Source organism: Amycolatopsis nigrescens CSC17Ta-90 (assembly GCF_000384315.1).
GTDB classification, from domain to species: Bacteria; Actinomycetota; Actinomycetes; order Mycobacteriales; family Pseudonocardiaceae; genus Amycolatopsis; species Amycolatopsis nigrescens.
On the sequence record NZ_ARVW01000001.1, the window covers coordinates 7,058,628 to 7,082,848 of the forward strand.

The window sequence follows — 24,221 nt, forward strand, 5'->3', positions numbered from 1 at the left end:
GTTGCACGTCCTCTTGATTCCGCATGACGAGACCCGTACCACGACGATCACCTTGCCCTGAATTCTGACAACGTTGTCATCGAGGTGGAGAACCCCATGAGCATTGAGCCTTCTCGGCGGAGAGTTCTGCAAGCGTTCGGCGTGGGCGGGCTCGCGCTGGTGGCCACCGGGCTGGTGTCACCGGGCGCCGGGGCCGGAGAGACCGCGGAGTGGGGCGGGGAAGCCCCGGACGACGTGGCGGCGACGTACCAGGCGGTGCTGCTGCGGCACACACGCTGGGCCGAGCAGCAGTTCGACCAGGGCGCCGGAATCTATCCGGCCAAGGACTTCACGTTCGCGGTCGTTCTCGGCAACGCGGTTCTGCTGACCCGCGACGGCTACGACGCGGCGGCCGCGGGGGTCGAGCGCGACGTGCTGCACCGGCACACCATCGACACGATCCGGCACTTCGCCCGGTCGAATCTGGTGACCGGCGGGACCGAATGGGGCCGCCGGCTGTTCTTCGACACCACGTTCCAGTCCTACTTCCAGCTCGCCGGCCGGCTGTTGTGGAACGACCTCGACGCGGCCACCAGGGCGAACCTGAACGAGATCGCGAGCGGCCAGGCGGCCTACACCGCGGGGCTGGGTACCAGCGACGACCCGATGTCCGGCGACTGGACGCCGCGCGGACTGTCCGGCGGGTACGTCGGCGACACGAAGTTGGAGGAGATGGGCGTCTACACGCAGGCGCTGGCCCCGGGCATCGCCTGGGCGCCAGGGGATCCGCGAGCCGCCGCGTGGCGAGAGCGGTTCGGCAGGTGGAGCCGCAACGAGGCGGGTCTCCCGCCCGCGGACCTGGCCAACCCTCGGGTGGTGGACGGCGTGCCGATTTCGGCCAACACCGCGGAGAACCTGTACGACACGTTCCTGGTCGAGAACCACGGTTCGTTCGGCCCGCACTACCAGGAGGAGCTGTGGCGTACGTCCGGGCGCAACGCCCTGCACTTCCTGCTGGCCGGGCAGCCACTGCCGGAAGTGCTCACCGCGCAGCCGAACGGCGAACGACTCTGGCACACCATGCTGCTGATGGCGAGTGACGCGGGCGAGCCGCTGATGCCGATGGTGGCTGACCGCGAACACCTCTACGGACGCGACGTCCTCCCGCTCGCCTTCCGCGCTCAGGTACTCGGAGACCGTTACGCCGCACGGGCCGAGGCGCAGCTGGCCGCGCGTCTTCAGCCGTACCAGGCCTATTCGCCGGTTGATCGGCTCACGAAGTTCTCCGGAGAGCCGAAGTACGAGCCGGAAGCCCGCGCGGAGATCGCGATCAGCTACCTGCTGCACGAATGGCGCGCGAGCCACGGTGGACCGGTGCGGCCGGTGAGCCAGGCGGAGTTCGACGCTTATGCGGTGGGCACTCGTGATTTCGGTGCGGGGCCGGGATTGCTGGCGCACCGGACGTCGACCGCGTGGGCCGCGGCGGTGAGCAAACCGGGCTACACCAAGTTCGCCTGGCAGCCGCACCACGACGACTGGTTGTTCGGTGTCAGCGGTAGCACGCCGATGTTCCTGCCGTCGACGGCGTTGAAGGTGGTCGAGCGGCACACCGCGTCCTGGACGAAGGTGCGCGACGGTTTCGACGGGACCGCAACCGTATTGAAGTTCGACCACGGCTACGCCGGCTTCGCCACGCTGCCTTCGGGTGCTGCGGTCTACGCGACGACCGGCCTGGCGGCAGGCGAGGGCGCCGTATCGGTCTACAACCTCGATATGCCGGGAATGCCGGGGCTGACCGGCAGTCGCACCTACCGCACAGCCGAAGGCGCGGTCACCGTCCCGATCACTCCAACGCCCCCGGCAGGAGGCCGGACCGATGAAGTTGCTTTCCCCGCTGTGACAGCTCGGTACGTTCGGATGCTCGGTGTTCGGCCCGATCCGACGTACGGCTATTCGTTGTGGTCCTTCGAGGTCCGCGACGGCATGCGCGGAACGGACCTCGCCAGGGCGGGTACCGCATCGGCTTCGTCCGTCTCGCCGGACAAGGAGGCGAAGTACGCGATCGACGGCAACACGAACACCCGCTGGGCGGTGTCCACAGCGGACCGTGCACGCGCGGACAGTTGGCTCGCCGTCGATCTTGGCTCACCGAGGGGATTCGACCGGGTGAAGTTGGCGTGGGAAGCCGCAGCAGGGCGGCGCTACCGCATCGAGACCTCGTCGGACGGCATCGCCTGGACCGCCGCCGCGACCTACCCGCCACCGGCGGTCAGCACCACAGGTGGCTGGCTCGATGTCGATGGGCGCGCCGGATTCACCGTGACCGGTTCACCGAACCCGATCACCGTCACCGGTGACCAGATCATGCTTTCCGACGGCAGCACGGCCCCACTGCAAGTCGAATGCCACCCGGACCCTCGCACGCTGCCGGTGGCGGCGCCGAGGCCGGCCGCCGACCTCGCCGCGGTGCGCACTTCGGTCCTCGACGGACATCTCGTCCTGCTCAACCTGTCCGGCTCGGCCGCGAAGGCGACTGTCGCGCTACCCGCGACCGCGGGCGTGGTCTCGCTTTACCGAGGCGACCAAGTGACCACAAAGGACGGTAGCGCGTTGACCGTGTCGCTTGGCGCCGCGGAAGGGCGGGTCGAACCGGCGTGGTTCACCGTTCGGGTTGCCGCGGGAAAGACCGGTCTGCGGGCCTCGGTCGTCGACGCCGCCACCGTTCGGTTCACCGCGCCTGCCGGGGCGCCGGTACGGCTGCGGGTACAACCCGTCGGTGAACGTCCGCGCCAGATCGCGATTCCCGGCGGCGGCACGGTCACGGTCACCGCACGCACGACCCGACCCTACCCGCTGGAGGACCTCGCGGTGGGGGCCACCACGTTCCCGGCCGAGCCGCTGCCCCCGGGGATGTCCGCACCGAGCGCGGCGGTCGATGACGACGAACGGACTTCCTGGCGTCCGGGAACCGACGGCCGGATGGTCGTCGATCTCGGCGCGGTCCGACCGCTCGGCCAGGTCGAACTCACCTGGACCGGTGGCCGGGCGCCGGACGTGACCGTCGAAACCAGCGTCGACGGGCGTACTTACGCACCGGTGCCGTCGTCCGGTCCCGCGCGGTACGTGGCGGTGCGGGTGCATGGCACGACGACCGCGGCCCTCACCCGCCTTCGGGTCCACCCGGGGAGTTGACCTGACCGATCGCGGAGTCGAGCAGGTGGGCTCAGATTGCCTTCGTGCAGCTGAAGTCTCCTACCGGTGACGCTAGTGCCCCCTCTAACGAGCATCTCCGTTGTTCTTAGAATGGTCGGGTGGAGGACATCGAGGCGATCGCCGTTCTGCAGGATCCCGTGCGGCGGCGGCTGTATGAGTACGTGGCCGCCCAGGACCACGAGGTGAGCCGGAACGAGGCGGCTGAGGGCGCCGGGATCCAGCGCACGCTCGCCGCTTTCCACCTCGACAAGCTGGTGGACGCGGAGCTGCTGGAGACCCGGAGCAGGCGTCTGAGTGGGCGCTCGGGCCCGGGTGCCGGGCGGCCGGCCAAGCTCTACCGCCGGTCCGGCGCCGAGCGCCAGCTCTCGATCCCGGCGCGCGACTACCGCATCGCGGCCGACCTGCTGGCCGAGGTGGCGGAGGTCGCGCGCCTGGACGACGAACTGCAGGCAGCCGCCCGGCGGGAGGGGCGGGCTGCTGGCGCCGCCGCCGGGCCGGTCGCGGATCTCGCCGCGGCGAAGGCCCTGCTGGCCGCTCGCGGCTACGAGCCTCGAATGGATGTCGACGGGGGTGTCTTGCGGATGGCCAACTGTCCCTTCCATGTCCTGTCCGAGCGGCATCCTGCGCTGGTGTGCGGCATGAACCTGGCGCTGCTGGAAGGGCTCATGGAGGGCACTAAAGGGTTGCGGGCCCGCATGGACCCGCGCCCCGGGCTGTGCTGCGTCGTCGTCGAGCATTCTAAAAATAACGACAGTTGACATAGAGCTACCGCGATGGTGAGGTGAGAGCATGACGGGATACCACCTCGCCCAGCTCAACGTGGGCACCTTGAAATTCGCCCTCGATGACGTCCGCACGCACGGCTTCACGTCCATGCTCGACACGCTGAACGAGGTCGCCGACAACGCGCCCGGCTTCGTATGGCGGCTGGTAGAGGATGGCGGCACCGACGCCACCGCGATCCGGACTTCGCTGGGTGACGACGTCTTGGTGAACATGTCGGTCTGGGAGGGCCGAGACGCCCTGTGGGACTACGTCTACCGCAGCGGCCACTTGGACATGCTGCGCCGTCGTGCGGAGTGGTTCCAGCTGCCGAAGGCGCCGTTCCAGGTGCTGTGGTGGATCCCCGCCGGGCACCTTCCCACCGTCGAGGAGGCCGTCGAGCGCCTGGAACTGCTCCGCGAACAGGGCCCTTCGCCTTGCGCCTTCGGTTTCCGAGACAGCTACCTGCCTGAGGAAGCCGCCTCGGCGCAGTGGCGGCCGTCGGCCACGGTCGGCAGGTAGGCCAGATCATCGTCCGGGAACCGCCTTGGTGGTCACCTGGTGCACGAACCACTCCAGCGGCCCGCGCCGCACCCAGCGCCGCCACAGCACCGACACGCCGAGCATCACCGCCACGGCCGCGGCGAGGTGGACGAACGACACCGAGGGCGGGTCGCCGATCAATGACAGGTAGCCGAAGTGTCCGGCGTACCAGGTCATCGTCATGCCGCCGGCGGCCGCCAGCGGCCACAGCACCTTGCCGGCTCGCCGGCGTTCGAAGATCAGCAGCATGCCGCCGAGCATGGCCATCGCGATACCGATCATGAGCACGATGCCGAGCGGGCTCGTTGCGTACACGCCGTCGGTCGGCATGCCCAGCAGGGACTGCCACGGCAGCGGCGGCGGGCCGGAGTCGGTCGGCGGCGCGGCCATCGCGGCGGCGACGTGCTTGGCGGCGCCGATGCCGTGCCAGAGCACCGCGTAGACGGCGTAGGTCGTGGCCGCGATGCCGAGTCCGGTGCGCAGCAGCCGCAGCCGGACCGCGTGGTCGTGCAGGTCCAGCCGGCCGATGGCGAGGCCGGCGAGGACCAGCGGGATGCCGTAGACGGTCTGGAATCCGCCTCCGGTGAGTACGAGCTGGAACAGGTACCCGCCCCACTGGTCGGAGCTGGTGAGCACGTCGAGGCCGCTCGGCGCGTCGCCCCTCATCCACTCCGGGTGCGTGGACATCACCCACCACGCGCCGACCGTGACCAGTGGTGCGGCCAGTCCGGCGGCGGTGAACAGCGTGCGGGGGCGCAGCCGGGCCAGCGGGATCAGGAGCAGCAGCAGGACCGCGTAGTAGCTCAGCACCGACGCGCCGAACTCGTCGATGGCGAGGCTGATCAGGAAGAGCACGAGCGCGCGGACGGCGATCCGGCGCCGTGCGGTGGACATGTCCGGGCCGGCGTAGGGGCGGCTGCCACCGGTCATCAGCGCGACGGACACGCCGGCGAGCAGCACGAACAGGCTCATCGCACGGGACGAGGTCTGCATGCTGATCCACTGCAGCACACCGGGCGTGTCCACCGGCCGCCCGGCGTGCAGCCAGCCCGTGGCGTAGAAGTGCGCGACGAAGACACCGATGATCGCCAGCGCCCGAACGGCGTCGATGCCGAGCAGCCGGCCCCGCGGAAGCCGGTGCCCGGGCTCGAGTGGCGGTACGTCCGATGGGGTTGTCTGTATCCGTGGGGCTTCCATGGCCGACACGCTGCCGGTCCGACGTCCTGACCCGATCCCCGCGATGTCGCGGTCGTGTCGCAAGCGGCCTACCGGAACGGCAGCACCGGGCAGTGGCGTGTCTCGGTGTCGGGGCCATGGACGAAGCTGAGCCGCACCCCGGTCGCCGGGGAGCCACCGGACTGCTGGTGCACCGCCAGCGCCGTGCACACCAGCTGGTCGATGCCGACCTCGCGCCGCACGTCGTCCCGGTCGATCGGCAGCCCGACGGTGATCACCTCGCCGGCGGTGGTGATCGGGAGCTCCAGCGCGACCTCGCTGAACCCGGCGTAGGAGTGCAGCCCCGGACCCGGCCGCGTCGTGGTGAGCAGCATCTTGACCGCCTGGCCGATCGTGCTGAGCCCGTCGCCACGGCGTTGTACGACCAGGCCGCCGGCGTCGTCCACGAGGTACACCGGCGTGCCGGGTGCGAGTCCGGTCGGCGCTCGCGTGCCGCCAAGTACCCCGCTCGGCTGCACACCGCAACCTGCCGGCCCGAGCACCGCCGCGGCCAGCGCCGCGACCAGAGCCTTCCGGATCACCTACCTGCCTCCGTCCACCTTGGCAGGCGCACGGCGAAGCGCGCGCCCGCCCCGTCGGCGTTGCCAGCCCAGATCGTTCCGCCGTGCAGCTTGACGTTCTCCGCGGTGATCGCCATGCCCAGCCCGCTGCCTTCGGAGCGGGCACGCGCGGTGTCGGCCTTGTAGAACCGGTCGAACACGTGCCGCGCGACGGCGTCTGGAAGGCCGGGCCCGTGGTCGACCACCTCGAGATGCACCCACTCGTCGTCACCGCGCAGGCGCACCACGACCGGCGGCGCACCGTGCCGGAGCGCGTTGCCGACCAGGTTCGCCGTGATCACGTCCAGGCGCCGCCGGTCCAGTGCGGCGTCCAGTTCGCGCGGTGCGTCCAGCTCGACTTCGTCCAGCCAGCCACGGGAGCGCAGGCAGCCGCGCACCCCGGCGCGCAGCTCGACGTTCTCCGGGCACAGCGTGGCCGCACCCGCGTCGAACCTCGACACCTCGATCAGGTCCTCCACCAGCCCGGCCAGTTTGCGCGTCTCGGACACGGCGAGCTGGGCCGGCTCCCGCGCGTCCCGCGGCATCCGCTCCGCCTCGGCCTCCAGCACCTCGGCCACCGCGATCAGTGTGGTCAGCGGCGTGCGCAGTTCGTGCGACACGTCTGCGACGAACCGGCGCGCGTCGGCCTCCATCCGGGCCAGCTCGCCAACCGACCGCTCCAGCGAGGCCGCCGTTTCGTTGAAGGTCTCGGCGAGCTCGGCGAGTTCGTCCGAACCACGGGGCCGCAGCCGCGCGCCGAGGTCACCGCCGCCAAGCCGCCGCGCCGCGGTGCGGAGATCCCGTACCGGCCGCAGGACGCCCCGTGCGGCAAGCAGCGCGAGCAGCACCGCCACCGGCAGGGCCATGGCGCTGGTGCGGCTCGCGTTCGCGGTCAGCGCATCGACCTGCTGCTGCACCTCGCTCAGCTCGCGGACCGCGTAGACCTCGACGCCGGACGGCCGCCGCTGCCCGTCCAGGTCAGTGATCATCACCGGCGTGCCGATCACCAACCTCGGCCCACCGTCCGACTCGACCCGCTGCACCAACAGCTGGTCGGCCTTGCCGGTGGCCGAACTCAGGTCGGGCGGCACGAGGTCGAGGTCGGCGCCGTGGGCCGACCGCAGGGCGCCGTAGGTCACCAGCGCCTGTCCGCCGATCGTCATCGCCAACCGGTCGAGTGCCGCCTGGTCGGGCGGATAGGGCAGGTTGGGTGCGATCGCGGTGACCTGCCGCTCGATCTCGCCGGCGAGCCGGTGCTGGGTCGCCTCGACCAGCGAGCTGCCGGCTGACGCCGCACTCGCCCACGCCGCGGTGGCCGCGCCGATCACGCCGACCGCGACGAAGGCCAGGATCAGCCGGGGACGCAACCCGCCGAGCACCGAGCGTGCTCTGCCCAGCGCTGTCATACCGGACCGAACCGGTAACCGAAACCGCGTACGGTCTGCACGAAGACCGGTCGGGACGGCTCATCCTCGATCTTTGCCCGCAGGCGCTGGACGCAGTTGTCCACCAGCCGGGAGTCACCGAGGTAGTGGTGCTCCCACACGAGCTCGAGCAACTGCTGGCGGCTGAACACCTGGCCGGGTGAACGGGAAAGTTCGAGCAGGAGCCGCAGTTCGGTCGGGGTGAGCGAGACCTGCCGCTCGCCCTTGGCCACGGTCAGCGCGGCCCGGTCGATGGTGAGGTCGTGGTGCCGGTCGCGGACACTCTCCTCGGCCGGAATGCCCCGGCGTAGCACCGCGCGGACGCGCGCGTCGAGCACCCTCGGCTGGACTGGCTTGACGACGTAGTCATCCGCGCCGGCCTCCAGCCCGCCGACGAGGTCCAGGTCGTCGCCGCGAGCGGTGAGCATGATGATCGGCAGGTTGCCGGTCGCGCGGATCCGTCTGCACACCTCGAAACCGTCCATGCCGGGTAACATCAGGTCCAGCACCGCGATGTCGGGTGGCATGCCGCCCAGCGCGCGCAGCCCCTCCTCGCCGGTGCCGGCCTCAGCTACTTCGTGCCCGTGCCGGCCGAGCGCCAGTGCGAGGCTGCGGCGAATCGCCTGGTCATCCTCGATCAACAGAATCCTTACCACGCGGCCGATTATCGGGACTCCGCCCGCAGTCGATCCGGAAGCCGGCGAGACTGCTACAGGATCAGGACATCAGGGCCGGCCCGGGTGTTCAGCGCAGGGTGAGTGGGGTCGCGGATTCGATGCGGGTCAGTTTCTGCGGGTTGCGGACGTAGTAGAGGCCGGTGATGCGGGTGTCCTCGACATGCATCACGATGACGCCGTCGAGTTCACCGTCGACGTGCAGAGCCAGCGCCGGGCCCGCGTTGACCGCGGTCGGCTCGGCGGTGAGCGACACGTCGTTCCTGGTGAGCCCGCCGACGATGAACCGGGCCACCTTGCCGGCGCCGACGATCGGACGCGGGTTGGCCTGCTTGATACCGCCACCGTCGCTGATCGCGACGACGTCGGGGGCGAGCACGTCGAGCAGGCCCTGCAGGTCCCGGGTCTCGAGCGCCCGCTGGAAGGCTTCGAGAGCCGCTTGGGCCTGCCGTGCGGTGACCGCATGGCGCGGGCGGCGGGCTTCGACGTGGTGGCGGGCACGATGGGCGATCTGGTGCACGGCGGCGGGGGTCTTGTCGACCGCGGCCGCGATGTCGTCATAGCCGATTCCGAATGCTTCGCGCAGCACGAACACCGCCCGTTCGGTCGGGGTCAGTGTCTCGAGGACGAGCATCAGCGCCATCGACACGCTTTCGGCGAGCTCGACGTCGGCGGCCGCGTCCGGTGCGGTGAGCAGTGGCTCCGGTAGCCACGAGCCCACGTACGCCTCCCTGCGGCGTTTCATCGAGCGCAGCCGGTTGAGCGACTGCCGGGTCGTGATCCGCACCAGGTAGGCGCGTTGGTCGTGCACTTGGGCTACGTCGACCTTTACCCATCGCAGCCAGGTTTCTTGCAGGACGTCTTCGGCGTCGGCCGCTGATCCGAGCATCTCGTAGGCGACGGTGAACAGCAGGTTGCGGTGCCCGACGAACGTCTCCGTCGCGCCGGCGGTGGCGTGGTCGTCGCCGTCGGCCCGCCGCTGCCCGCCGGATTCGCCTGTGGTGTCCATGGAGTCGGTGTCTCAGGCGATCGGTGCGGGCGTGTCGCCGTGCTGGGCCCGCAGCAGCCGCGGCCTGTGCTTGCCGTCTTTGGGCCAGGAGTGCGAGCCGGGCTTGCGCGCTTCGGTGACCAGGTGTTTGACGCTGGCGGCGCAGGAGAGCTCTTTGAGCGTCTTGCCCATGAGCCCGCTGAAGTAGATCCGCATCGCGGTGTCGTCCTTGTGGCCGAGCTGGAAGATCCCGGTGCGGCGGCCGAAGCTGATGCACATGGCGGGGAACGACAGGTCGATCGGTGCCGGCCGTTCGCCCGCGATCCGGTTCAGGACGGTGTCGGCGGCATGGGCGCCAAGGCAACCCGCGGCGTAGGCGCTCATCCGGAACGGCAGGTCGGATGGTGCTGACGAGTCACCCGCCGCGACGATTCGCTCGTCGTCGATGCTGGTCAGTGTTTCGTCGGTGAGCAGGCGCCCGGCGGTGTCGGTGCGCAACCCGCTGTTGGCCGCCAGGTCGGGGACGCCGAAGCCCGCGGTCCAAATGGTGACCTGACTCGTCAGCGTGCGGCCGTCGGCGAGTTCCACGGCCTCCCGTGTCACCGCATTGACCGACGCATCCGAGCCTTCCAACACCTCGACCCGCAGCTTGGCGAGGTACTTGCGGGCGGTGCGTCGAGCTTGGGGGTGCAGGTACGGACCGAGGACACCCCCGCAGACCAACGTGACGGTGCGACCCTGTTCGGCCAGCTCCGCGGCGGTCTCGATACCGGTCGGACCACCCCCGACGACCGTCACCGCAGCCGTCGCGGGCGTGTCGTGGAGCGCTGACCGCAGTCGCTGCGCCGCCTCCAACGTGGAGATCGGGTAAGCGAACTCGGCCACGCCCGGCACCCGCGGGCCGGCGCTGCCGCTGCCCACCGCGTAGATCAGGTAGTCGTAGCCGATGCTGCCGCCCTCAGCCAGCGTCACACCGCGTCCGGCCGCGTCGATCCGGGTCGCGCCGTCGACGATCAACCGGACACCCTTGGCGAGGACTTCCGGGTAGTCGACGACCGCACCGTGGGTCCCGCCCACCAGCTGGTGCAGACGCAGCCGCGGGACGAAGACCGGGCGCGGATTGACCACGGTCACCGTCACGTCGTCGCGCTGTGTCAAACGATTGGCCGCCATCACACCGGCATATCCGCCGCCGAGCACGACCACATCGATGTTCTCGCTCATGGTGTCCTACCTTCGCTCCGTGGGGTTCGAGCACAAGACACCGCATCGAAGAACATCCTGACAACATATGACGCACATCACTCAACAGTCCCGCAGCTCATCGCGCGACGGCCGGTTACCACGATTCGATCAGCGGGACACCATGCTCCTGCCGCTGCCATTCCCCGGTGAGGCGACCGAGCCGGTCCGGGGCGGCGATGCCGCGCACGCCTGCGATCTTGTCGGCACGGATCTCCAGGATCACGACGCCCACGACCCGGTCGTCGAGCGTGACGAGCACGGCCGGGCAGCCGTTGACCACGACGGCATGCATCGAGGGCGAGCCACCGGCGAGTCTCCGCTTGGCCGGAGACGGTGTGAAGCCGGCCCGCATCGCGCCGGCGATCCGCTCCGGGGTTGAGTACCGGATCGGCTTCCCGGGCCGCCCGAACCCGGCGCCGTCGGAAGTGCCGGTCGCGTCGTCGGTCAGCAGCGCCACCAGCCGTTCGGTCCGGCCCGAGGAGGCGGCATCGACGAACGCCTCGACGATTCGACGCGCCGAGGCTTGGTCGATGCCGGTGTCGTTGCCGGCGGCGGCGATTCGACGCCGGGCTCGGTGGGTGTGTTGCTGACTCCCGGACTCGGTGATGCCGAGAATCTCGGCTATCTCGGCGTGGCTGTACGCAAAGGCCTCGTGCAGCACGTAAGCGGCCCGTTCGACCGGCGACAGGCGCTCCATGAGCGTCAGCACCGCCAGGGTCACCGATTCGCGCTGCTCGACGGTGTCGGCCGGGCCCAGCATCGGGTCGCCGTCGAGCAGTGGTTCGGGCATCCAGGCGCCGACCGCGCGTTCGCGCCGCACCTTCGCCGAACGGAGCCGGTCGAGCGCCAGGTTGGTGACGATCTTGGTCAGCCATGCCTCGGGCACCTCGACGTACTCCCGGTCGGCGGCCTGCCACCGCAGGAACGCGTCCTGCACCGTGTCCTCGGCGTCGGCGGCCGAGCCGAGCAGACGGTAGGCGAGCGAGGCCAGCCGATTCCGGCTGGCCTCGAAACGCGCCACGGTGGCAGTGTCCATGAGCGCGACTCTATGCGCCGACCACGTCGGGCGAGTGCTCTCGGGTAGTGGCCAGGCGGTACTTGTGACTCGGCCTTCCGAGGGTCGGGTGGCTCAGTGTCCAGGGGTTGGCTCCGAGGATTGCCGACTTGACGCGCGCGGCCGTCCGGCCACGGAGGGCCCACGACTTCGATCGCGCGTCACCGTCGACCAGTTGGAAGAGCCCATCCTTCCGGCCGAGGCTGATGTGGTTGCCGACATACGACAGCGAGGTCGTCGAGATCTTGCGCCCGGTCAGGTCCCCGATGATCGCGGCCGTCGCCTGCATGCTGGTGAATCCCGCGGAAGCGCAGGACATCGGCAACGGCCGACCGTTGTCGCCGATGACGAAGGCGCTGTCACCGGCAACGTAGACATCCGGGTGCGAGACCGACCGCATCTGACGGTCGACCGTGAGCTGGCCGTTGGTCACCACCTCGAGGCCGCTGGTGGCGGCAATCGGGTGCACGGCGAAGCCGGCGGCCCACACGGTCGCGTCGGAGGCGAAAGCGGTGCCGTCGGCGGCGACCGCCGCCGCCTTCTCGACGCGCTCGATGGTGGTGTGCTCGTGGACCGTGATCCCGAACCGGTCGAAGGCACGCAGCAGGTGACGGCGCGCCTTCGTGCCCAGCCAGCCGCCCAGTTCGCCACTGGTGGCCAGGTTAATCCGAAGCCCTGGACGGGATTCGGCGATCTCGGTGGCGGCCTCGATCGCGGTCAGGTTGCCGCCGACCACCAGCACCTTCCCGCCCTCGCCCAGCTCATCCAGGCGTGTGCGCAGGCGCAGTGCGGCCGGCCGCGCTGCCACGTGGAAGGCGTGCTCGTTGACGCCCGTAACGCCGTGGTCGGCGGCGGTGCTGCCGAGCGCGTAGAGGAGAGTGTCGTACTCGAGCCGGTCGATGCCCTCGCCGTCGGCGACTGTGACGGTCCGGCGCTCGGCGTCGACGTTGGTTACCCGCGCCAGTCGCAGCCGGATGCCGGTGCCCGCGAACACCTCCGCCAGCGGCCGGCGGCGGAGATCCTGCCCGGCGGCGAGCTGATGCAGGCGCAGCCGCTCGACGAAATCGGGTTCGGCGTTGACAACGGTGATCTCGAAGTCGTCGGCGTGAAGTTGGCGGGCCAGGTATCCGGCGGAGAAGGCTCCGGCGTATCCGGCCCCGAGGACGACGATGCGGTGCTGCATGAATCGCTCCTGTCTGGTTCGCGTGCACCCTGAACGAGACAGCCCCCGAATTCCTGACAGCACTGGCCAGTGACGTGGATCACCCTCGGAGGCTCGCTCCATGGCGGCCCGGCGCCCACTGCCGCGCTCACGGCCGCGCCAGCGCGGCCACGACCCGCGTGGCATCGCGGGTACTGACCACCAGTTCGTCATAACCGAGTTCCGCCGCGGCCGAGGAATCCAGGCCCAGCCGTACCGCGGGCACCCAGCGGCGCACGCTGACGAATCGCTTCGTTCGGCTTCCCAAGCCCCATCGCCCGACCTTGAGCACCCCGGTGACCACCATCCCCGCGCGGGCGCCGGGCGTCACCGAGTGCCGCGTCGGACGCTCGACCCGGTCCGCGGCCAGCACCCGCTCGATCGGAACCACGATCCGGGTCCGCCCACCGGCGAACAACCGCTCCCACCATGCCAGTTCTATCCGTACCGCCACGCTGTCGACCTGCACCGTCGCCATGCCGTCCCCCTCTAAGATGATCCCGACACCAGTATTAATACCACATATGGAATCAATGGAGCCGGATGTCTTCCGCGAAGAAGAAGTCACTGGCGGATTTGCTGCATCAGCCCGTCCGCTGGCGGATCACCCAGGCGCTCATCGGCCGCGAGCTGACCACGGCCGCGCTGGCCGAGCAGCTGCCCGATGTCCCGCACACCACCCTCTACCGCCACGTCGGCGTGCTGGTGGGAGCCGGTGTGCTCGTGGTGGTGGCCGAACGCAAGATACGCGGGACCGTCGAACGCACCTACCGGCTGAACGTCGACACGGCCGACGACGGGCGGGACGGGGTCGATCCGGACCAGTTGCGCACCATGTTCACCGTGTTCGTCGCCGGTATCGCCGGCGACTTCGACCGCTACCTCGAGCGTGCGGACATCGACCCGGTCCGGGACGGCATCGCGTTCCGGCAGGCCGCACTTTGGCTCGACGACAACGAGTTCGGCGAGTTCCTCACCCGGTTCGGCGAACTACTCGCGCGCTACGGCGAGCACGAACCCGGCCGCGGTCGCACCCGGCGCATTCTCTCCACCATCCTCATGCCGGATAGCTGACCGGCCACTGGGCCGGCACCGGGAATGCTGCCCGATTCTCGGGCCGGTCAGCGTCCTTGGCGCCGGTGCGCCGCACGCAGGGCGAACATCGCCAGGACGAAGAGGGCGATGAGCGCGAGGGTGATGAGCAAGTCGGGCACGGTGCCTTCACTTCGTTGTGGGCGCGCGATGGGGTGTCACGGCTGCCTGGGCGATTGTAGCTTTCTCAGCCGAGAACGAAATACCGCAGCCAGAGGTAGGGGGCGGCGATCACGATGGTGATCACGGTGACGAGCGCGCCTTTCTTGGTGAATTCCCAGAACGAGATGGGTGAGCCGGCGCGGGCGGCGATGCCGAGTACCACCACGTTCGCGCTCGCGCCGACCGCGGTCATGTTGCCGCCGAAGTCCGCACCCAGTGCCAGTGACCACCACAACGCTTCCGAATGGGTCGGGTCGGCGATGTTGTTCGTGAGTTCGAGAACCAGCGGGCTCATGGTGGCGACGTAGGGAATGTTGTCGATCACCCCGGACAGCAGTGCGGACACGCCGAGGATGAGCATCACCGCGAGCAGTGCGTTACCGCCGGTGGCGTCCGCGGCCAGCCGTGCCAGGTTGCCGATCACCCCGGTCTTGACCAGCGCCCCGATCATCACGAACAACCCCGCGAAGAACAGCAGTGTTTCCCACTCCACGCTGGCCAGGTAGTCCTTCGGCCTGGACCGGGAGATCAGCACCAGTACTCCGGCGCCGAGCAAGGCGACCACCGACGGCTCGACGTGGAACACCGAGTGCCCGACGAACGCGATGAACACGCCGAGCAGCACCACGCCGCACTTGACCAGCAGCCCGCGGTCCTGGATGGCCTCCCGCTCGTTGAGCGCCAGCACGTCCGCCACCCGATCGGGGTGCACGCGGAACGAGCCGCGGAACACCCAGGGCAGGATCAGGGTGAACACGATCAGCTCGATTGCCACGATCGGCGCCATGTTGACCAGGAAGTCGTTGAAGGTCAGCCCGGCCCGGCTGCCGATGATGATGTTCGGCGGATCCCCGATCAGCGTCGCCGCGCCTCCGATGTTGGATGCCAGCACCTCGGCGATCAGGAACGGCACCGGGTTGATGTCCAGCCGGTCGCAGACCAGCAGGGTCACCGGCGCGATCAGCAACACGGTGGTGACGTTGTCCAGGAACGCCGACGCCACCGCGGTGATCAGCACCAGCAAGATCATCACCCGGCGGGGTGAGCCCTTGGCGCGCTTGGCGGCCCAGATCGCGACGAACTCGAACACCCCGGTCTTGCGCAGCACCCCGACGATGATCATCATGCCGAGCAGCAGGAAGATGACGTCCCAGTCGATCCCGGTTTCGTGGGAGTAGAACGCGTCCGCCGACCCGGTCACGCCCAGCGCGAGCACGATCCCGGCCCCGGTCAGCGCCACTGCGGTCTTCGGCAGCTTCTCGGTCGCGATGAACAGATAAGCCACCACGAACACGGCGACCGCGATGGTGCCGCTCATCGCGCGCGCGCCTCGACCCGCGCGTGCCCGCCTAGTGCGGGGCGAGCGCCAGCTGCAGCAGTCTCGACGCGGAGATCACGCCGATCAGGTCCTTGCCGTCCATCACGGCCACCAGCGGGCAGCGCAGCCTGGCCATCATCGCCGCCACCTCGACGATGGTGTCGTCGGAGTTCACCCGCGGCAGTTCGGAGGCTTCCTTCGGCAGCAGCGCACGTACTTTCTTGCCGCTCAGCTTGTCCGCGATCCGGTCGGCCATCGACTCGTCGAGCACCCCGGCCAGCGACGGATCGTCCTGCACGTAACTGGGCACCAGGAACCGCACGACCTGCGAGGCAGGCAGTACCGAGCACGGGCAACCCTTGTCGTCGGTCACCACGATCCCGGGCAGCCGATGCTCCGCGAGCAACCGTGCCGCGTCCAGCGCATCGGAGTCCAGGTCCACGACCGGGTACTCCTCGGCCATCTGATCCGCGTGCATCCGCCCAGATTACGGCGAATCGGTCATGCCCGCCGAGGTTCATCCACTGCTCCTGCCGATTTCTTTACGGTCGGCGATCCCGGGCAGTGGCGCACTCACGAGCGATACCAGCGCCATCGAACCTCCGCCCGTCGCGTGCAGCCTCGCCCCCGGCTGGGGACGAGGTGTGCCGACCAGGCTTCCCGGCGCTCCGTGCGTAAAGATGCCGCAAAGACCCGGCCGAAGGCAAACCGACAGGCCATGGAGCAGGTATCGAATCCGAACCCTCGATCAGGCGGCTGGAGCCGAGCTGGACGGTGTCCTGGTCAGCTGGCCGATTCGTGGAACGGGCGCAGGAAACGTTCCAGTGACTTGTTGTCGAGGCCAACGGCCACTGGCCTCAGGTAGTCCTGCATGTCGGAGGGGGTGCTGTTTTCGTCGCTGACCGTGCCCGGGATGCTGGACTCGCCCACTACCCGACCGGTGCGCGCTTCCCGGACGGTGACGAGATAGACGCTGTCGAAGACGTCGAACTCGTACGGAAGGCCGCTGCCGCCGCGCACAATGTCGAAGGTGTAGTTGCGGGTGACCTTGCGCCCGGTGTCGCGGGTGATGGTCGCGCGCACGCACACTACGAGCTGCGCCTGGTGTTCATCTTCGGGTTCCCAGTCGTAGGGCAGGCGGAACTTGCCGTACAGGAACGTAGGGGGTTCGGCGTCCTTTATGCCCGCGTAGTCCGCCAGAACCATCGGATGGGGCCCGGGGCCGGTGAACGCGGGCGCGTCGCTGTTGAAGACATGAAGGTTCGGCGAACGACATGTCTCGGGGGGCACATAGGACCCCGACGCGATGGTCGAGACCGGCGCGGACGGCGCCGGCAGCGGCGCGAGCCGCCCGGAGGTCGGAGGGCCGCCGTCCCGGTCAGGCGGCCAGGTGCATGGCCCGGTCACGGTGATGGCGAACTGCGGGTTGTTCCGGGTCAGCCGTACGAGAACCTTGGTGCCGTCCGCGTTCGTACCGGCCAGCTCCCGGAATTCCCCGGACTGCCCTGTCTGCCACCGGGTCTCGCCGTCGTACAACCCGTCGAACTCGTTCCGTTGCAACCAAGGCTGCAGATCTTCGAAGAGTTTCTCGGCCTGGTCGCCCGCGGTCACCGTGGTCTCGGACCGGGGCACAACGCCCCAGGAGGGACCGTCTGCGCACCCTGCGGTTCGGGTGTGGGCGGGCACGGAGATCTGCGCGTCCGGTGCCAGCACGTGGGAAGCGAAGCGGTTCAGGTACTCGTCCAGCCGCTGTTCGAACTCGTGCGTAGTCACCGCGGGCGAGGGTGGTTCCGGTTCGGCGACTGTGCAGGCGGCCAGCACGATCACCGGCACGAGTAGCGCCCCGAGCTTCCCGCGGCGTGTACGCATCACCGAGCACCTTTCACGATCCGGCAGCTGCAAGAGGTGTTCCGTCCACCATCGTCGGTTCGGCCGGGACTGGTCCCAAGCCGCTGCGAGATCCTGTGGCCACCGTATGCCAGGGAAAGGGGCGTCGTGTCCGGGTTGGTGCCACCGAGGCTGGCGGATCGTCGTGAAACGGAGTTCGAACGCATCATGCATCCGCGCCGTTGTCTGGTGTCAGGGATTCCGTGGGTCCGGCTGGCTTCCTGGCGTCTGCGGGCTGGCGTGCCCGATGACGCAGGGAGACGAGGGTGCCTTCGCGGACGGGAAGCGAAAATGCCGGATCTGGTCGATGGTGAACCCGGCTTCGGCGATCGTGCGGTCGGTCGGTTTGCTGACGTGGCAGCCACCCGCCAGGTATGGCCAAAGTAGATCGACGGCGCGCTGATAACGCGCGAACCCCTGTTCGTGCGCGCGAATGTGTTCGTAGAACCGCAGTTCCCCCTCCGGGCGCAGCACTCGCCGGGCTTCTCCGAGTGCTGCCGTGGGATCGGAAATCGAGCACAGCACCAGTGAGGTCACTACGACGTCGAAGGAGGCGTCCTCGGCGGGCAGTTCTTCGGCGACACCATCGACCACGGTGATGGGTACAGTGCTGATCCTGGCCGCTTTCTCTGCTTGTGCTCGGAGTGCGGGCTCTGGTTCCACCGCGACCACCTCGGTGACCGTGTGCGGGTAGTGCGGGAAGTTGACGCCGTGGCCGGCGCCCACTTCGATCACTCGGCCGGTGACTCCGGCCAGCAGTTCGGCGCGATGCTCTGCGGCGCCGTGGGTTTCGGCCCAGGCAGCGATGCGCGGATACATCCGCGCGAACAGCGGGTGGCGGTTCGTGGGGCTCATCGAATCTCCTTTGCGCGGCCGGTGGTGCTGTGGGGTGTCGAGATACGGTCGGTCTGTTCGTCATTCTCTTCGACCGAACTGAACCAGGTGAGATGGAGGGCATGTGCAGTACATGCTGTTGATCTACAACTGCGTCCGGCCCGAACCCGGCGATCCGGGTTTCGGCGAGGCGCTGGCCAGGGTGAACGCGTTCGCTGACGAGTGCCGGCGACGGGGTGTGTTCGTGGCGGGTCATCCGCTGCAGGCCGAGCACACCGCTACCACCGTGAGCGTGCGGGACGGGCGGACGATGATCACCGACGGCCCGTTCGCCGAGACCCATGAGCACCTGGGTGGTGCCTATGTCCTCGACTGCCGCGACCTGGACGAGGCGCTGGAGCTGGCCGCGTTGTGCCCGATGGCCGAACAGGGCTCGATCGAGGTGCGGCCGATCGCCGGCGTGCCTGGGCTGGACCACACGTCGTCGGAGCTGGCGGCCACCGGCGAATGAGCCGGGTATGACGGTCTCGCCCGCGGTGGCGGTGGAGCGGGTCTACCGCGAGCATCGTGCCCGGATGCTTGCCGCGCTGATCCGTGTTCTCGGGGACTTCGAGCTCGCGGAGGACGCGCTGCAGGACGCCTGCGCGCTGGCGCTGCGCAAGTGGGGCGACACCGTGCCCGATGACCCGGTCGCGTGGCTGCTGACCGCGGCCCGCAACTGCGCGATCGACCGGCTCCGGCGGGCCCGGCTCGGCCGGGAGAAGCTGGCCCAGCTCGGCGGCCAGCCGGAGGTGGAGATGACGATGGCGAGCTTCGGCGAGGACAGCCTGCGCGGTGTGGGTGACGAGCGGCTGAGCCTGATCTTCACCTGCTGTCACCCGGCCCTGGCCGAGGACGCGCGGGTGGCGCTGACGTTGCAGGCCGTGGTCGGGCTGACCGCGGGGCAGATCGCCCGGACGTTCCTGGTCGGCGAGTCCACCTTGGCGCAACGCCTGGTGCGGGCGAAACGGAAGATCCGCGACGCCGGCATCAGCCTCGAGGTCCCGTCGGACCAGCTGCTGCCCGAGCGGCTTTCCGGGGTGCTCGCCGTGGTGTACCTGATCTTCACCCAGGGCTACACCGCCGACCACGGCCGGCCCGAGCACCACGCCCTGCGGCTGGAGGCGATCCGGCTCGGCAGGCTGATCGCCACCTTGATGCCCGACGAACCCGAAGCGCTCGGGCTGGTCGCGTTGTTGCTGTTGCACGACTCCCGCTCCGCCGTCCGCTACGACCCGGCCGGCGACGTGGTGCTGCTGGAAGACCAGGACCGTTCCCGCTGGGACCACGCGGAGATCGCCGAAGCCGTCCGGCTCCTGGATCGGGCGCTGCGGCTGGGGAGACCGGGGCCGTACCAGCTGCAGGCCGCGATCGCCGCGCTGCATGCCCAAGCCTCCTCGGCCGACCGGACGGACTGGCCGCGCATCGCCGCTCTCTACTCCGAACTGCTCGCGGCGGCACCGTCACCGGTCGTGGCGCTGAACCACGCGGTCGCCGTGGCCATGGCCACCACCCCGGCCGACGGGCTGGCGCTGATCGACCGGATCGACGGGCTCGACCACTACCACCTGCTGCACGCCGCCCGCGCGGACCTGCTGCGCCGGCTCGGCCGGACCGAGAGCGCCGCGGTCGCGTACCGGCGAGCGCACGAGCTTGCCACCAACCCCGCAGACCGGCGCTTCCTGGCCACCCGCCTGCTCGCCCTCGACACCCCGGAGTCGCCATGAGACTGTCCATCCTCGATCACGGACACCGCCGCCGCGCGAGACTGTTCCTCGCGGCCACCTCCACACTGTCGCGTGTGGACAGTCCGGATATCGTGAAGATGCTGCTCTACCGGCCGGATTTATCGACCCGGACGATCCCGATTCGGCCCGCCCCGCCGCGACCGGCGACGTGGTTCCCGGGCCGTGGCGGTCCTACGCGGCCACCGTCCGCGACGCTTCGTACACCGTGACCGACGCCGACATCGCCCGCCTGATCGCCGCGGGACACACCGAAGACGAGATCTTCGAGGTCACCGCCGCCGCCGCCGTCGGCGCAGCGCTGCGCACCCACGACACCGGCCGGCACTGAGCAATCGGGGTGGGAGGAACCTGGCGGCTCCTCCCACCCCGATTTCTCACGCCGGCACCGGCTGCCACGCCGCCCGGCCGAGGAAGGCCAGCATCCGCGTCTGCTCATCGGCACCGGTCGGCGGCGCGAGCTCCGGCCCGAAGAAGCCCGGCCGGCGCACCACGTTCGCCCGCGCCCAGTCGAACGCCACCGCCACCAGCGCCGGGTCCAGCTGGACGTCCATGCCGAGCGCGTGCCCGATATCCCACGTGTGCGCGACATGATCGGTGGTCAGCAACGTGACCACCGCCGCGAGCGGGACCTCACCGATCCCGGCGATCGACGTCGGCCTGGCCAGCGTCTCCTCGGTCAACGTCGCCACCGACGCCGTCCGCGCCGCCCGCCAGGTCGCCACCGGGTCCTCGCCGGCCATCACCGCCGGACGCTCCGCCCCCGGAGCACCGGCCCGTTCGGTGTAGTCCGCACCGGTCGCCCACGCCCGCATCTGATGCTGGCCCCAGACCACGTGCCCGGCCACGTCCCGCACCGTCCATCCGGCACACGCTGACGGCATGTCCCACTGATCCGGCCGGACCTCGGCCAGCACCGCGTCGAACCCGTCCTGCGCCCGCCGATACAACTCCATCGTGTCCATCCCTGGTCCCTTCCCTGAGGTGCTTGCACCCCGAGGACGAGCAACCACCACCGAACTCGACACACCGCGCCCGCCGAGCACGCTCAAGCTGGGCATCGCTCAGCACGCCAGCCCTCGAACGGGGGACTACTTCGGTGTCCGCGGCGTTGCGTGCGGCGCAGGGGCGCGCGGTCAAGGCCAAGGTTCGTGGTCGTCGATCACGGCAGCGGTGCGGTGCTGATCTGCGACATCGGCCGGATCGGCTTCCAGCATCTCGTCCATCTCCGGTACCTGGGGCACCGGTTCTTCGGCGGCGTCGGCTGGGCTGGCTGCCTGCTGCTGATCGGCGACGTTGCTTGCCGGGCGGTTCCGGCGCCATCGCAACGGGGTACCCGCTCCAGCAGCGCGGATAACCCGCGAAGGGGTGAGTTTCGTGGCCCGTATCCGGGTACTCGGTGTTGAGAGGGCGAAAGGGTGTCCTCCGGACGAAAAGGGCGGCATCGGAAATGGAGCTGCGCACGCGGGAAGGTCAGGCCTCGGCGACTCGGGTGGTCGCGCTGGTGATCGGATGCGTCTATCTCGTGCTCGGGGTGGTGGGCTTCTTCGTCGGAACGACGGTGCTGTGGTTCAGCACCGGGCCGCTGCTGGACGTGGTGCGCACCGCGATCGGGCTGGCGGCACTGGTCGCGGCGCGGCGGGCGGTAGGGGCCCAGTTTCTCGGCATGGCGTTGATGGTGCTGCTGACCGGGTTGGTGGTCTACGGCGTGCTGGTCGCGTTGCTGGGCAGCCCGCTGGAGCTCAGCGGGCTATTCGGGCTTCGCTGGCCTGACACGGTCCTGCACGCCGTGACCGTGGTGGCGGGGGCGCTGATCGGCATACCTAACGGTCGCGGTCGATCTCGCGCAGCACGGCCACCGGGCAGGGCGCGTGGTACAGCACGGCGTGACTGACCGAGCCGAGCAAAGCCCGCCGCACGGCGCCGCGGCCGTGGCTGCCGACCACCACCAGGCTGGCCTGCTCGGCTTTCTCCAGCAGGGCCAGTGCCGGCCGGTCGGCTACCGAGACCCAGTCCACCGGCACCGCGGGATACCGGACCGCATGAGCGTCCACCTGACGCCGTGCGGCATCCCGCGTGCTCTGATCAGCGTAGGCAGCGCCACCAGGTGTGAAGGGGGCGGCGGTGAGCAGCTCCAGTGGCCAGTCCGAGGAAGCGTGCACCGCCTGCAGGGGTGCCTGGTGACGGGCGGCGAAGTCGAACGCGAACTCGATGGCCCGCTCACTGGTCGGTGACCCGTCGACGCCCACCACCACCGGGCCTTCGGTGTCGGACCGGCCGCGGACCGCCACCACCGGCTGGCGGAGCTTGCGCACCAGTTCCGCCGTGGTCGAACCGAGCAGCACCCTGGGCAGCGCGGTGAGGCCCGACGACCCGAACACCAGCAGCTCGGGCTCGGCCTCGTCGGCGAAACTGAGCAATGCTTCGTCCGGCGCACCATCGAGCAGCACGCCGGACACCTCCAAACCGGGATGTTCGTGCCGGCACTGGTCGGCAAGCTCGGCCAGCCGCTGCTCCAACTCCGGCCGGGCCTGGACCACCCCGGGGTCCGCCACCGGCCTGCTCTCGGCCATCAACGGCCGTGCCCCTTCGAAGACGTGCACGATCAGCAACAGGCGATCCCGCCGACGCGCCTCGGTGCCCGCCCAGCGGACCGCCGCGCGGGCCCCTTCGGACCCGTCATACCCCACCACGACCGGCCGGACCTGTGCAGAAGGCTCCATCGAGGCTCCCTAACAACCGAGCTGTCAACCGAAACAACAACGACGGCATACCCGAACCACACCCCCGCAAAACCTCGCCGCGGTCACCGAGGTGGCACGCCGCTCGCGTGCCGGCCTCTCGGAGCCTGGCCGCCCGTTCGGCGGCTGGCCGACTTGGTCGGACTCGGCGGAGTCACTGTCCAAACGCGAGCACATCTACCGCCGCGACGAGCGCGACCTCGCCGGTCATCCAGGCAGCCTGTCGAGCACGTCGCCGACCTCGGACACGATCGCTTCCCCTGCCGGAAGCAGATCGGCCCGCTCCAACAGCAGGTCGCGGGCAGCTCGCACGATCCCGGCTCGCTCGGCCAGGTAACGGCGCATGTCGGTGGTCGGTACCGAGTCGACGCCGTGTTCCAGCAGCATCCTCGTGAGGTGTACCTCGCGCGCGAACGAGTAGCAGCCGTGAAACACGGCGGTGAGCGGGCGATCGGCGTTGACAACGGGGCTGATCGCCCGGTCGGCCGGGTTGGTGCACAGCGGAAGCAGGTCGATGATGGTGCTCATCCGGTTGTGCCCGGTCTCATGCACCAGTGTCTGCGCGGCCATCACGGCGGGCCGGGGGCTGCTGACGATCATGCCGCGGAACGCGTGCACGCTGTAGTTGTGCGGGCGAAGTCCCGCGAACGGCATGGGTGCCAACCGTTCCACGCAGTGCCGCACCTCGGTCCACGCCTGCGGCCACACGTCGCACAGCAGTTGCGCCGCGGCCCCGAAGTCCTGCCGGAATCTGTCCATATCGGAGGGTGTCGCGGTCGGCAGCACCTCTGTCGCCGGCAGGTGCTCGTCCAGCCAGCGAGATGGGTGCGGAACGACGACGGGACCGTCCGCGATGGCTTCCAGCGGCTCGGACAAGGTGACCAGGGTGCCCGCCCCGTCGCTGGCCAGGACCTCGTCCGGTCCGACGGTGAGCCACCACGAACCGGTCGTGGAGGGGACGGACGTGGCGACCTTCAGCCGCGGCACCGCGAGGCCGCCGCAGCGGTCGGCTCCGACCCTGAACTCCGGGACCGCTCGGTCCGCGTGTGCCGCGATCTCGGGGAGCAGGAAGAAGGCGAGTTGGTGGGCCAGCGGGTCCTCCCCGCGCGGCACCGGGGGTTCGGTCGCCCCGCCGCGCGCCACCGCGATCCAGGACGTGATGTCCGGACCCGTGAGTACCCGCTCCAAGGCGGCGTCGCTCACCGCGTGCAACGAGTCGATCGCGACTCGGTATAGCTCGCGCTCGGTTGAGCCGGTGGTCTGGCCAAACCTGGTCACGACAATCTTGAGCAATTCCTTGAGGTTCTTGCGCGCCAACAACGCGTTGAGCGCGGTGACGCTGTTGCTGCCGGGGAGCGCCAGCAGCACGTTCGACCGAGGCGGCTCCGGCGCGGACGCGACGAATCCGCGCACCCGCGCCATGTCCACGTCGAGCCGCCCCACGACCTCGGACCCCGCTCGTTGAGCCACTTCCCGTTCCGCCTTCCGCTCGGTCCTGTCGATTGCGCGGCTCACCGGCAGGCCAGCGGTCGCTCCCGCGAGTTG

Annotated in this window: 24 protein-coding genes; 8 read left to right on the forward strand and 16 right to left on the reverse strand. The window is 69.6% G+C overall.

The annotated features are described in order from the left end of the window. Nucleotides 1-96: 96 nt before the first annotated feature. The 3 genes from AMYNI_RS0133455 to AMYNI_RS0133465 all read left to right on the forward strand — a co-directional run bounded on the left by AMYNI_RS0133455 (nucleotide 97) and on the right by AMYNI_RS0133465 (nucleotide 4,476). Nucleotides 97-3,171: a discoidin domain-containing protein gene (locus AMYNI_RS0133455; protein WP_040406148.1), complete on the forward strand. Its 3,075-nt coding sequence runs from the start codon at nucleotides 97-99 to the stop codon at nucleotides 3,169-3,171. Nucleotides 3,172-3,290: 119 nt separating this feature from the next. After that, entirely contained in the window at nucleotides 3,291-3,950 is a 660-nt protein-coding gene (locus tag AMYNI_RS0133460) for a helix-turn-helix transcriptional regulator (protein ID WP_020672473.1), read from the forward strand. A 31-nt stretch (nucleotides 3,951-3,981) separates the two neighbouring features. After that, nucleotides 3,982-4,476 carry a DUF3291 domain-containing protein gene (locus AMYNI_RS0133465; protein WP_020672474.1) on the forward strand — a complete coding sequence of 165 codons (495 nt, stop codon included), beginning with the start codon at nucleotides 3,982-3,984 and terminating at the stop codon, nucleotides 4,474-4,476. Nucleotides 4,477-4,482: 6 nt separating this feature from the next. Here AMYNI_RS0133465 and AMYNI_RS0133470 read toward each other — a convergent pair whose 3' ends face one another. From AMYNI_RS0133470 to AMYNI_RS0133510, 9 genes are all read right to left on the reverse strand, one after another. Further along, complete coding sequence (locus tag AMYNI_RS0133470; protein WP_020672475.1) at nucleotides 4,483-5,694, reverse strand: DUF418 domain-containing protein; 1,212 nt, start codon at nucleotides 5,692-5,694, stop codon at nucleotides 4,483-4,485. A 68-nt stretch (nucleotides 5,695-5,762) separates the two neighbouring features. After that, nucleotides 5,763-6,254 (reverse strand): GerMN domain-containing protein, encoded by a 492-nt coding sequence (locus AMYNI_RS0133475; RefSeq protein ID WP_020672476.1) that lies wholly within the window; start codon nucleotides 6,252-6,254, stop codon nucleotides 5,763-5,765. Then, entirely contained in the window at nucleotides 6,251-7,678 is a 1,428-nt protein-coding gene (locus AMYNI_RS0133480) for a sensor histidine kinase (protein WP_040406151.1), read from the reverse strand. Before AMYNI_RS0133480 ends, AMYNI_RS0133475 begins: the two co-directional genes overlap by 4 nt. Then, nucleotides 7,675-8,352: a response regulator transcription factor gene (locus AMYNI_RS0133485; RefSeq protein WP_040406153.1), complete on the reverse strand. Its 678-nt coding sequence runs from the start codon at nucleotides 8,350-8,352 to the stop codon at nucleotides 7,675-7,677. The genes AMYNI_RS0133480 and AMYNI_RS0133485 overlap by 4 nt, the downstream gene beginning before the upstream one ends. An 88-nt stretch (nucleotides 8,353-8,440) precedes the next feature. Then, on the reverse strand, nucleotides 8,441-9,379 hold the full coding sequence (locus AMYNI_RS0133490; RefSeq protein ID WP_020672479.1) for an RNA polymerase sigma-70 factor: 939 nt from the start codon (nucleotides 9,377-9,379) through the stop codon (nucleotides 8,441-8,443). Nucleotides 9,380-9,391: 12 nt separating this feature from the next. Beyond that, nucleotides 9,392-10,582 carry an NAD(P)/FAD-dependent oxidoreductase gene (locus AMYNI_RS0133495; protein ID WP_020672480.1) on the reverse strand — a complete coding sequence of 397 codons (1,191 nt, stop codon included), beginning with the start codon at nucleotides 10,580-10,582 and terminating at the stop codon, nucleotides 9,392-9,394. Between the two features lie 115 nt (nucleotides 10,583-10,697). Further along, nucleotides 10,698-11,639: a sigma-70 family RNA polymerase sigma factor gene (locus AMYNI_RS0133500; protein WP_020672481.1), complete on the reverse strand. Its 942-nt coding sequence runs from the start codon at nucleotides 11,637-11,639 to the stop codon at nucleotides 10,698-10,700. A gap of 10 nt (nucleotides 11,640-11,649) precedes the next feature. Beyond that, nucleotides 11,650-12,840 (reverse strand): NAD(P)/FAD-dependent oxidoreductase, encoded by a 1,191-nt coding sequence (locus tag AMYNI_RS0133505; protein WP_020672482.1) that lies wholly within the window; start codon nucleotides 12,838-12,840, stop codon nucleotides 11,650-11,652. 127 nt (nucleotides 12,841-12,967) lie between these two features. Beyond that, a complete protein-coding gene (locus AMYNI_RS0133510; RefSeq protein WP_020672483.1) occupies nucleotides 12,968-13,336 on the reverse strand; it encodes a hypothetical protein in 369 nt (122 codons plus the stop codon). 65 nt (nucleotides 13,337-13,401) lie between these two features. Here AMYNI_RS0133510 and AMYNI_RS0133515 point away from each other — a divergent pair, with 65 nt between their 5' ends. Further along, a complete protein-coding gene (locus tag AMYNI_RS0133515) occupies nucleotides 13,402-13,932 on the forward strand; it encodes a helix-turn-helix domain-containing protein (RefSeq protein WP_020672484.1) in 531 nt (176 codons plus the stop codon). 205 nt (nucleotides 13,933-14,137) lie between these two features. Here the strand turns inward: AMYNI_RS0133515 and AMYNI_RS0133525 are convergent, their stop codons facing one another. From AMYNI_RS0133525 to AMYNI_RS0133540, 4 genes are all read right to left on the reverse strand, one after another. Then, complete coding sequence (locus tag AMYNI_RS0133525) at nucleotides 14,138-15,430, reverse strand: ArsB/NhaD family transporter (protein WP_020672486.1); 1,293 nt, start codon at nucleotides 15,428-15,430, stop codon at nucleotides 14,138-14,140. Between the two features lie 31 nt (nucleotides 15,431-15,461). Then, nucleotides 15,462-15,908 (reverse strand): CBS domain-containing protein, encoded by a 447-nt coding sequence (locus AMYNI_RS0133530; RefSeq protein ID WP_020672487.1) that lies wholly within the window; start codon nucleotides 15,906-15,908, stop codon nucleotides 15,462-15,464. Between the two features lie 305 nt (nucleotides 15,909-16,213). Then, nucleotides 16,214-17,263, reverse strand: a complete 1,050-nt coding sequence (locus AMYNI_RS0133535) for a hypothetical protein (RefSeq protein ID WP_020672488.1) — start codon at nucleotides 17,261-17,263, stop codon at nucleotides 16,214-16,216. Nucleotides 17,264-17,509: 246 nt separating this feature from the next. After that, a complete protein-coding gene (locus AMYNI_RS0133540; protein WP_020672489.1) occupies nucleotides 17,510-18,172 on the reverse strand; it encodes a class I SAM-dependent methyltransferase in 663 nt (220 codons plus the stop codon). Nucleotides 18,173-18,275: 103 nt separating this feature from the next. Between AMYNI_RS0133540 and AMYNI_RS0133545 the strand changes: the two genes are divergently transcribed. The 3 genes from AMYNI_RS0133545 (at nucleotide 18,276) to AMYNI_RS49865 (ending at nucleotide 20,266) form a co-directional block, all read left to right on the forward strand. Then, entirely contained in the window at nucleotides 18,276-18,662 is a 387-nt protein-coding gene (locus tag AMYNI_RS0133545) for a YciI family protein (protein WP_020672490.1), read from the forward strand. A gap of 7 nt (nucleotides 18,663-18,669) precedes the next feature. Next, nucleotides 18,670-19,917 carry an RNA polymerase sigma factor gene (locus AMYNI_RS0133550; protein WP_020672491.1) on the forward strand — a complete coding sequence of 416 codons (1,248 nt, stop codon included), beginning with the start codon at nucleotides 18,670-18,672 and terminating at the stop codon, nucleotides 19,915-19,917. Nucleotides 19,918-20,086: 169 nt separating this feature from the next. Continuing rightward, complete coding sequence (locus tag AMYNI_RS49865) at nucleotides 20,087-20,266, forward strand: hypothetical protein (RefSeq protein ID WP_020672492.1); 180 nt, start codon at nucleotides 20,087-20,089, stop codon at nucleotides 20,264-20,266. Between the two features lie 46 nt (nucleotides 20,267-20,312). Here the strand turns inward: AMYNI_RS49865 and AMYNI_RS0133560 are convergent, their stop codons facing one another. Beyond that, nucleotides 20,313-20,891, reverse strand: coding sequence for a TIGR03086 family metal-binding protein (locus AMYNI_RS0133560; RefSeq protein ID WP_245574064.1), 579 nt, complete (start codon nucleotides 20,889-20,891; stop codon nucleotides 20,313-20,315). Nucleotides 20,892-21,385: 494 nt separating this feature from the next. Between AMYNI_RS0133560 and AMYNI_RS47550 the strand changes: the two genes are divergently transcribed. Then, on the forward strand, nucleotides 21,386-21,829 hold the full coding sequence (locus tag AMYNI_RS47550; RefSeq protein ID WP_020672495.1) for a DUF4383 domain-containing protein: 444 nt from the start codon (nucleotides 21,386-21,388) through the stop codon (nucleotides 21,827-21,829). Here the strand turns inward: AMYNI_RS47550 and AMYNI_RS0133575 are convergent. Further along, entirely contained in the window at nucleotides 21,759-22,658 is a 900-nt protein-coding gene (locus tag AMYNI_RS0133575) for a universal stress protein (protein WP_020672496.1), read from the reverse strand. The two genes, AMYNI_RS47550 and AMYNI_RS0133575, sit on opposite strands and share 71 nt — an antisense overlap. A 225-nt stretch (nucleotides 22,659-22,883) precedes the next feature. Next, the gene (locus tag AMYNI_RS0133580) at nucleotides 22,884-24,146 is read right to left on the reverse strand and encodes an aKG-HExxH-type peptide beta-hydroxylase (RefSeq protein ID WP_157357542.1); all 1,263 of its coding nucleotides are present in this window, start codon (nucleotides 24,144-24,146) and stop codon (nucleotides 22,884-22,886) included. Nucleotides 24,147-24,221 lie beyond the last annotated feature (75 nt).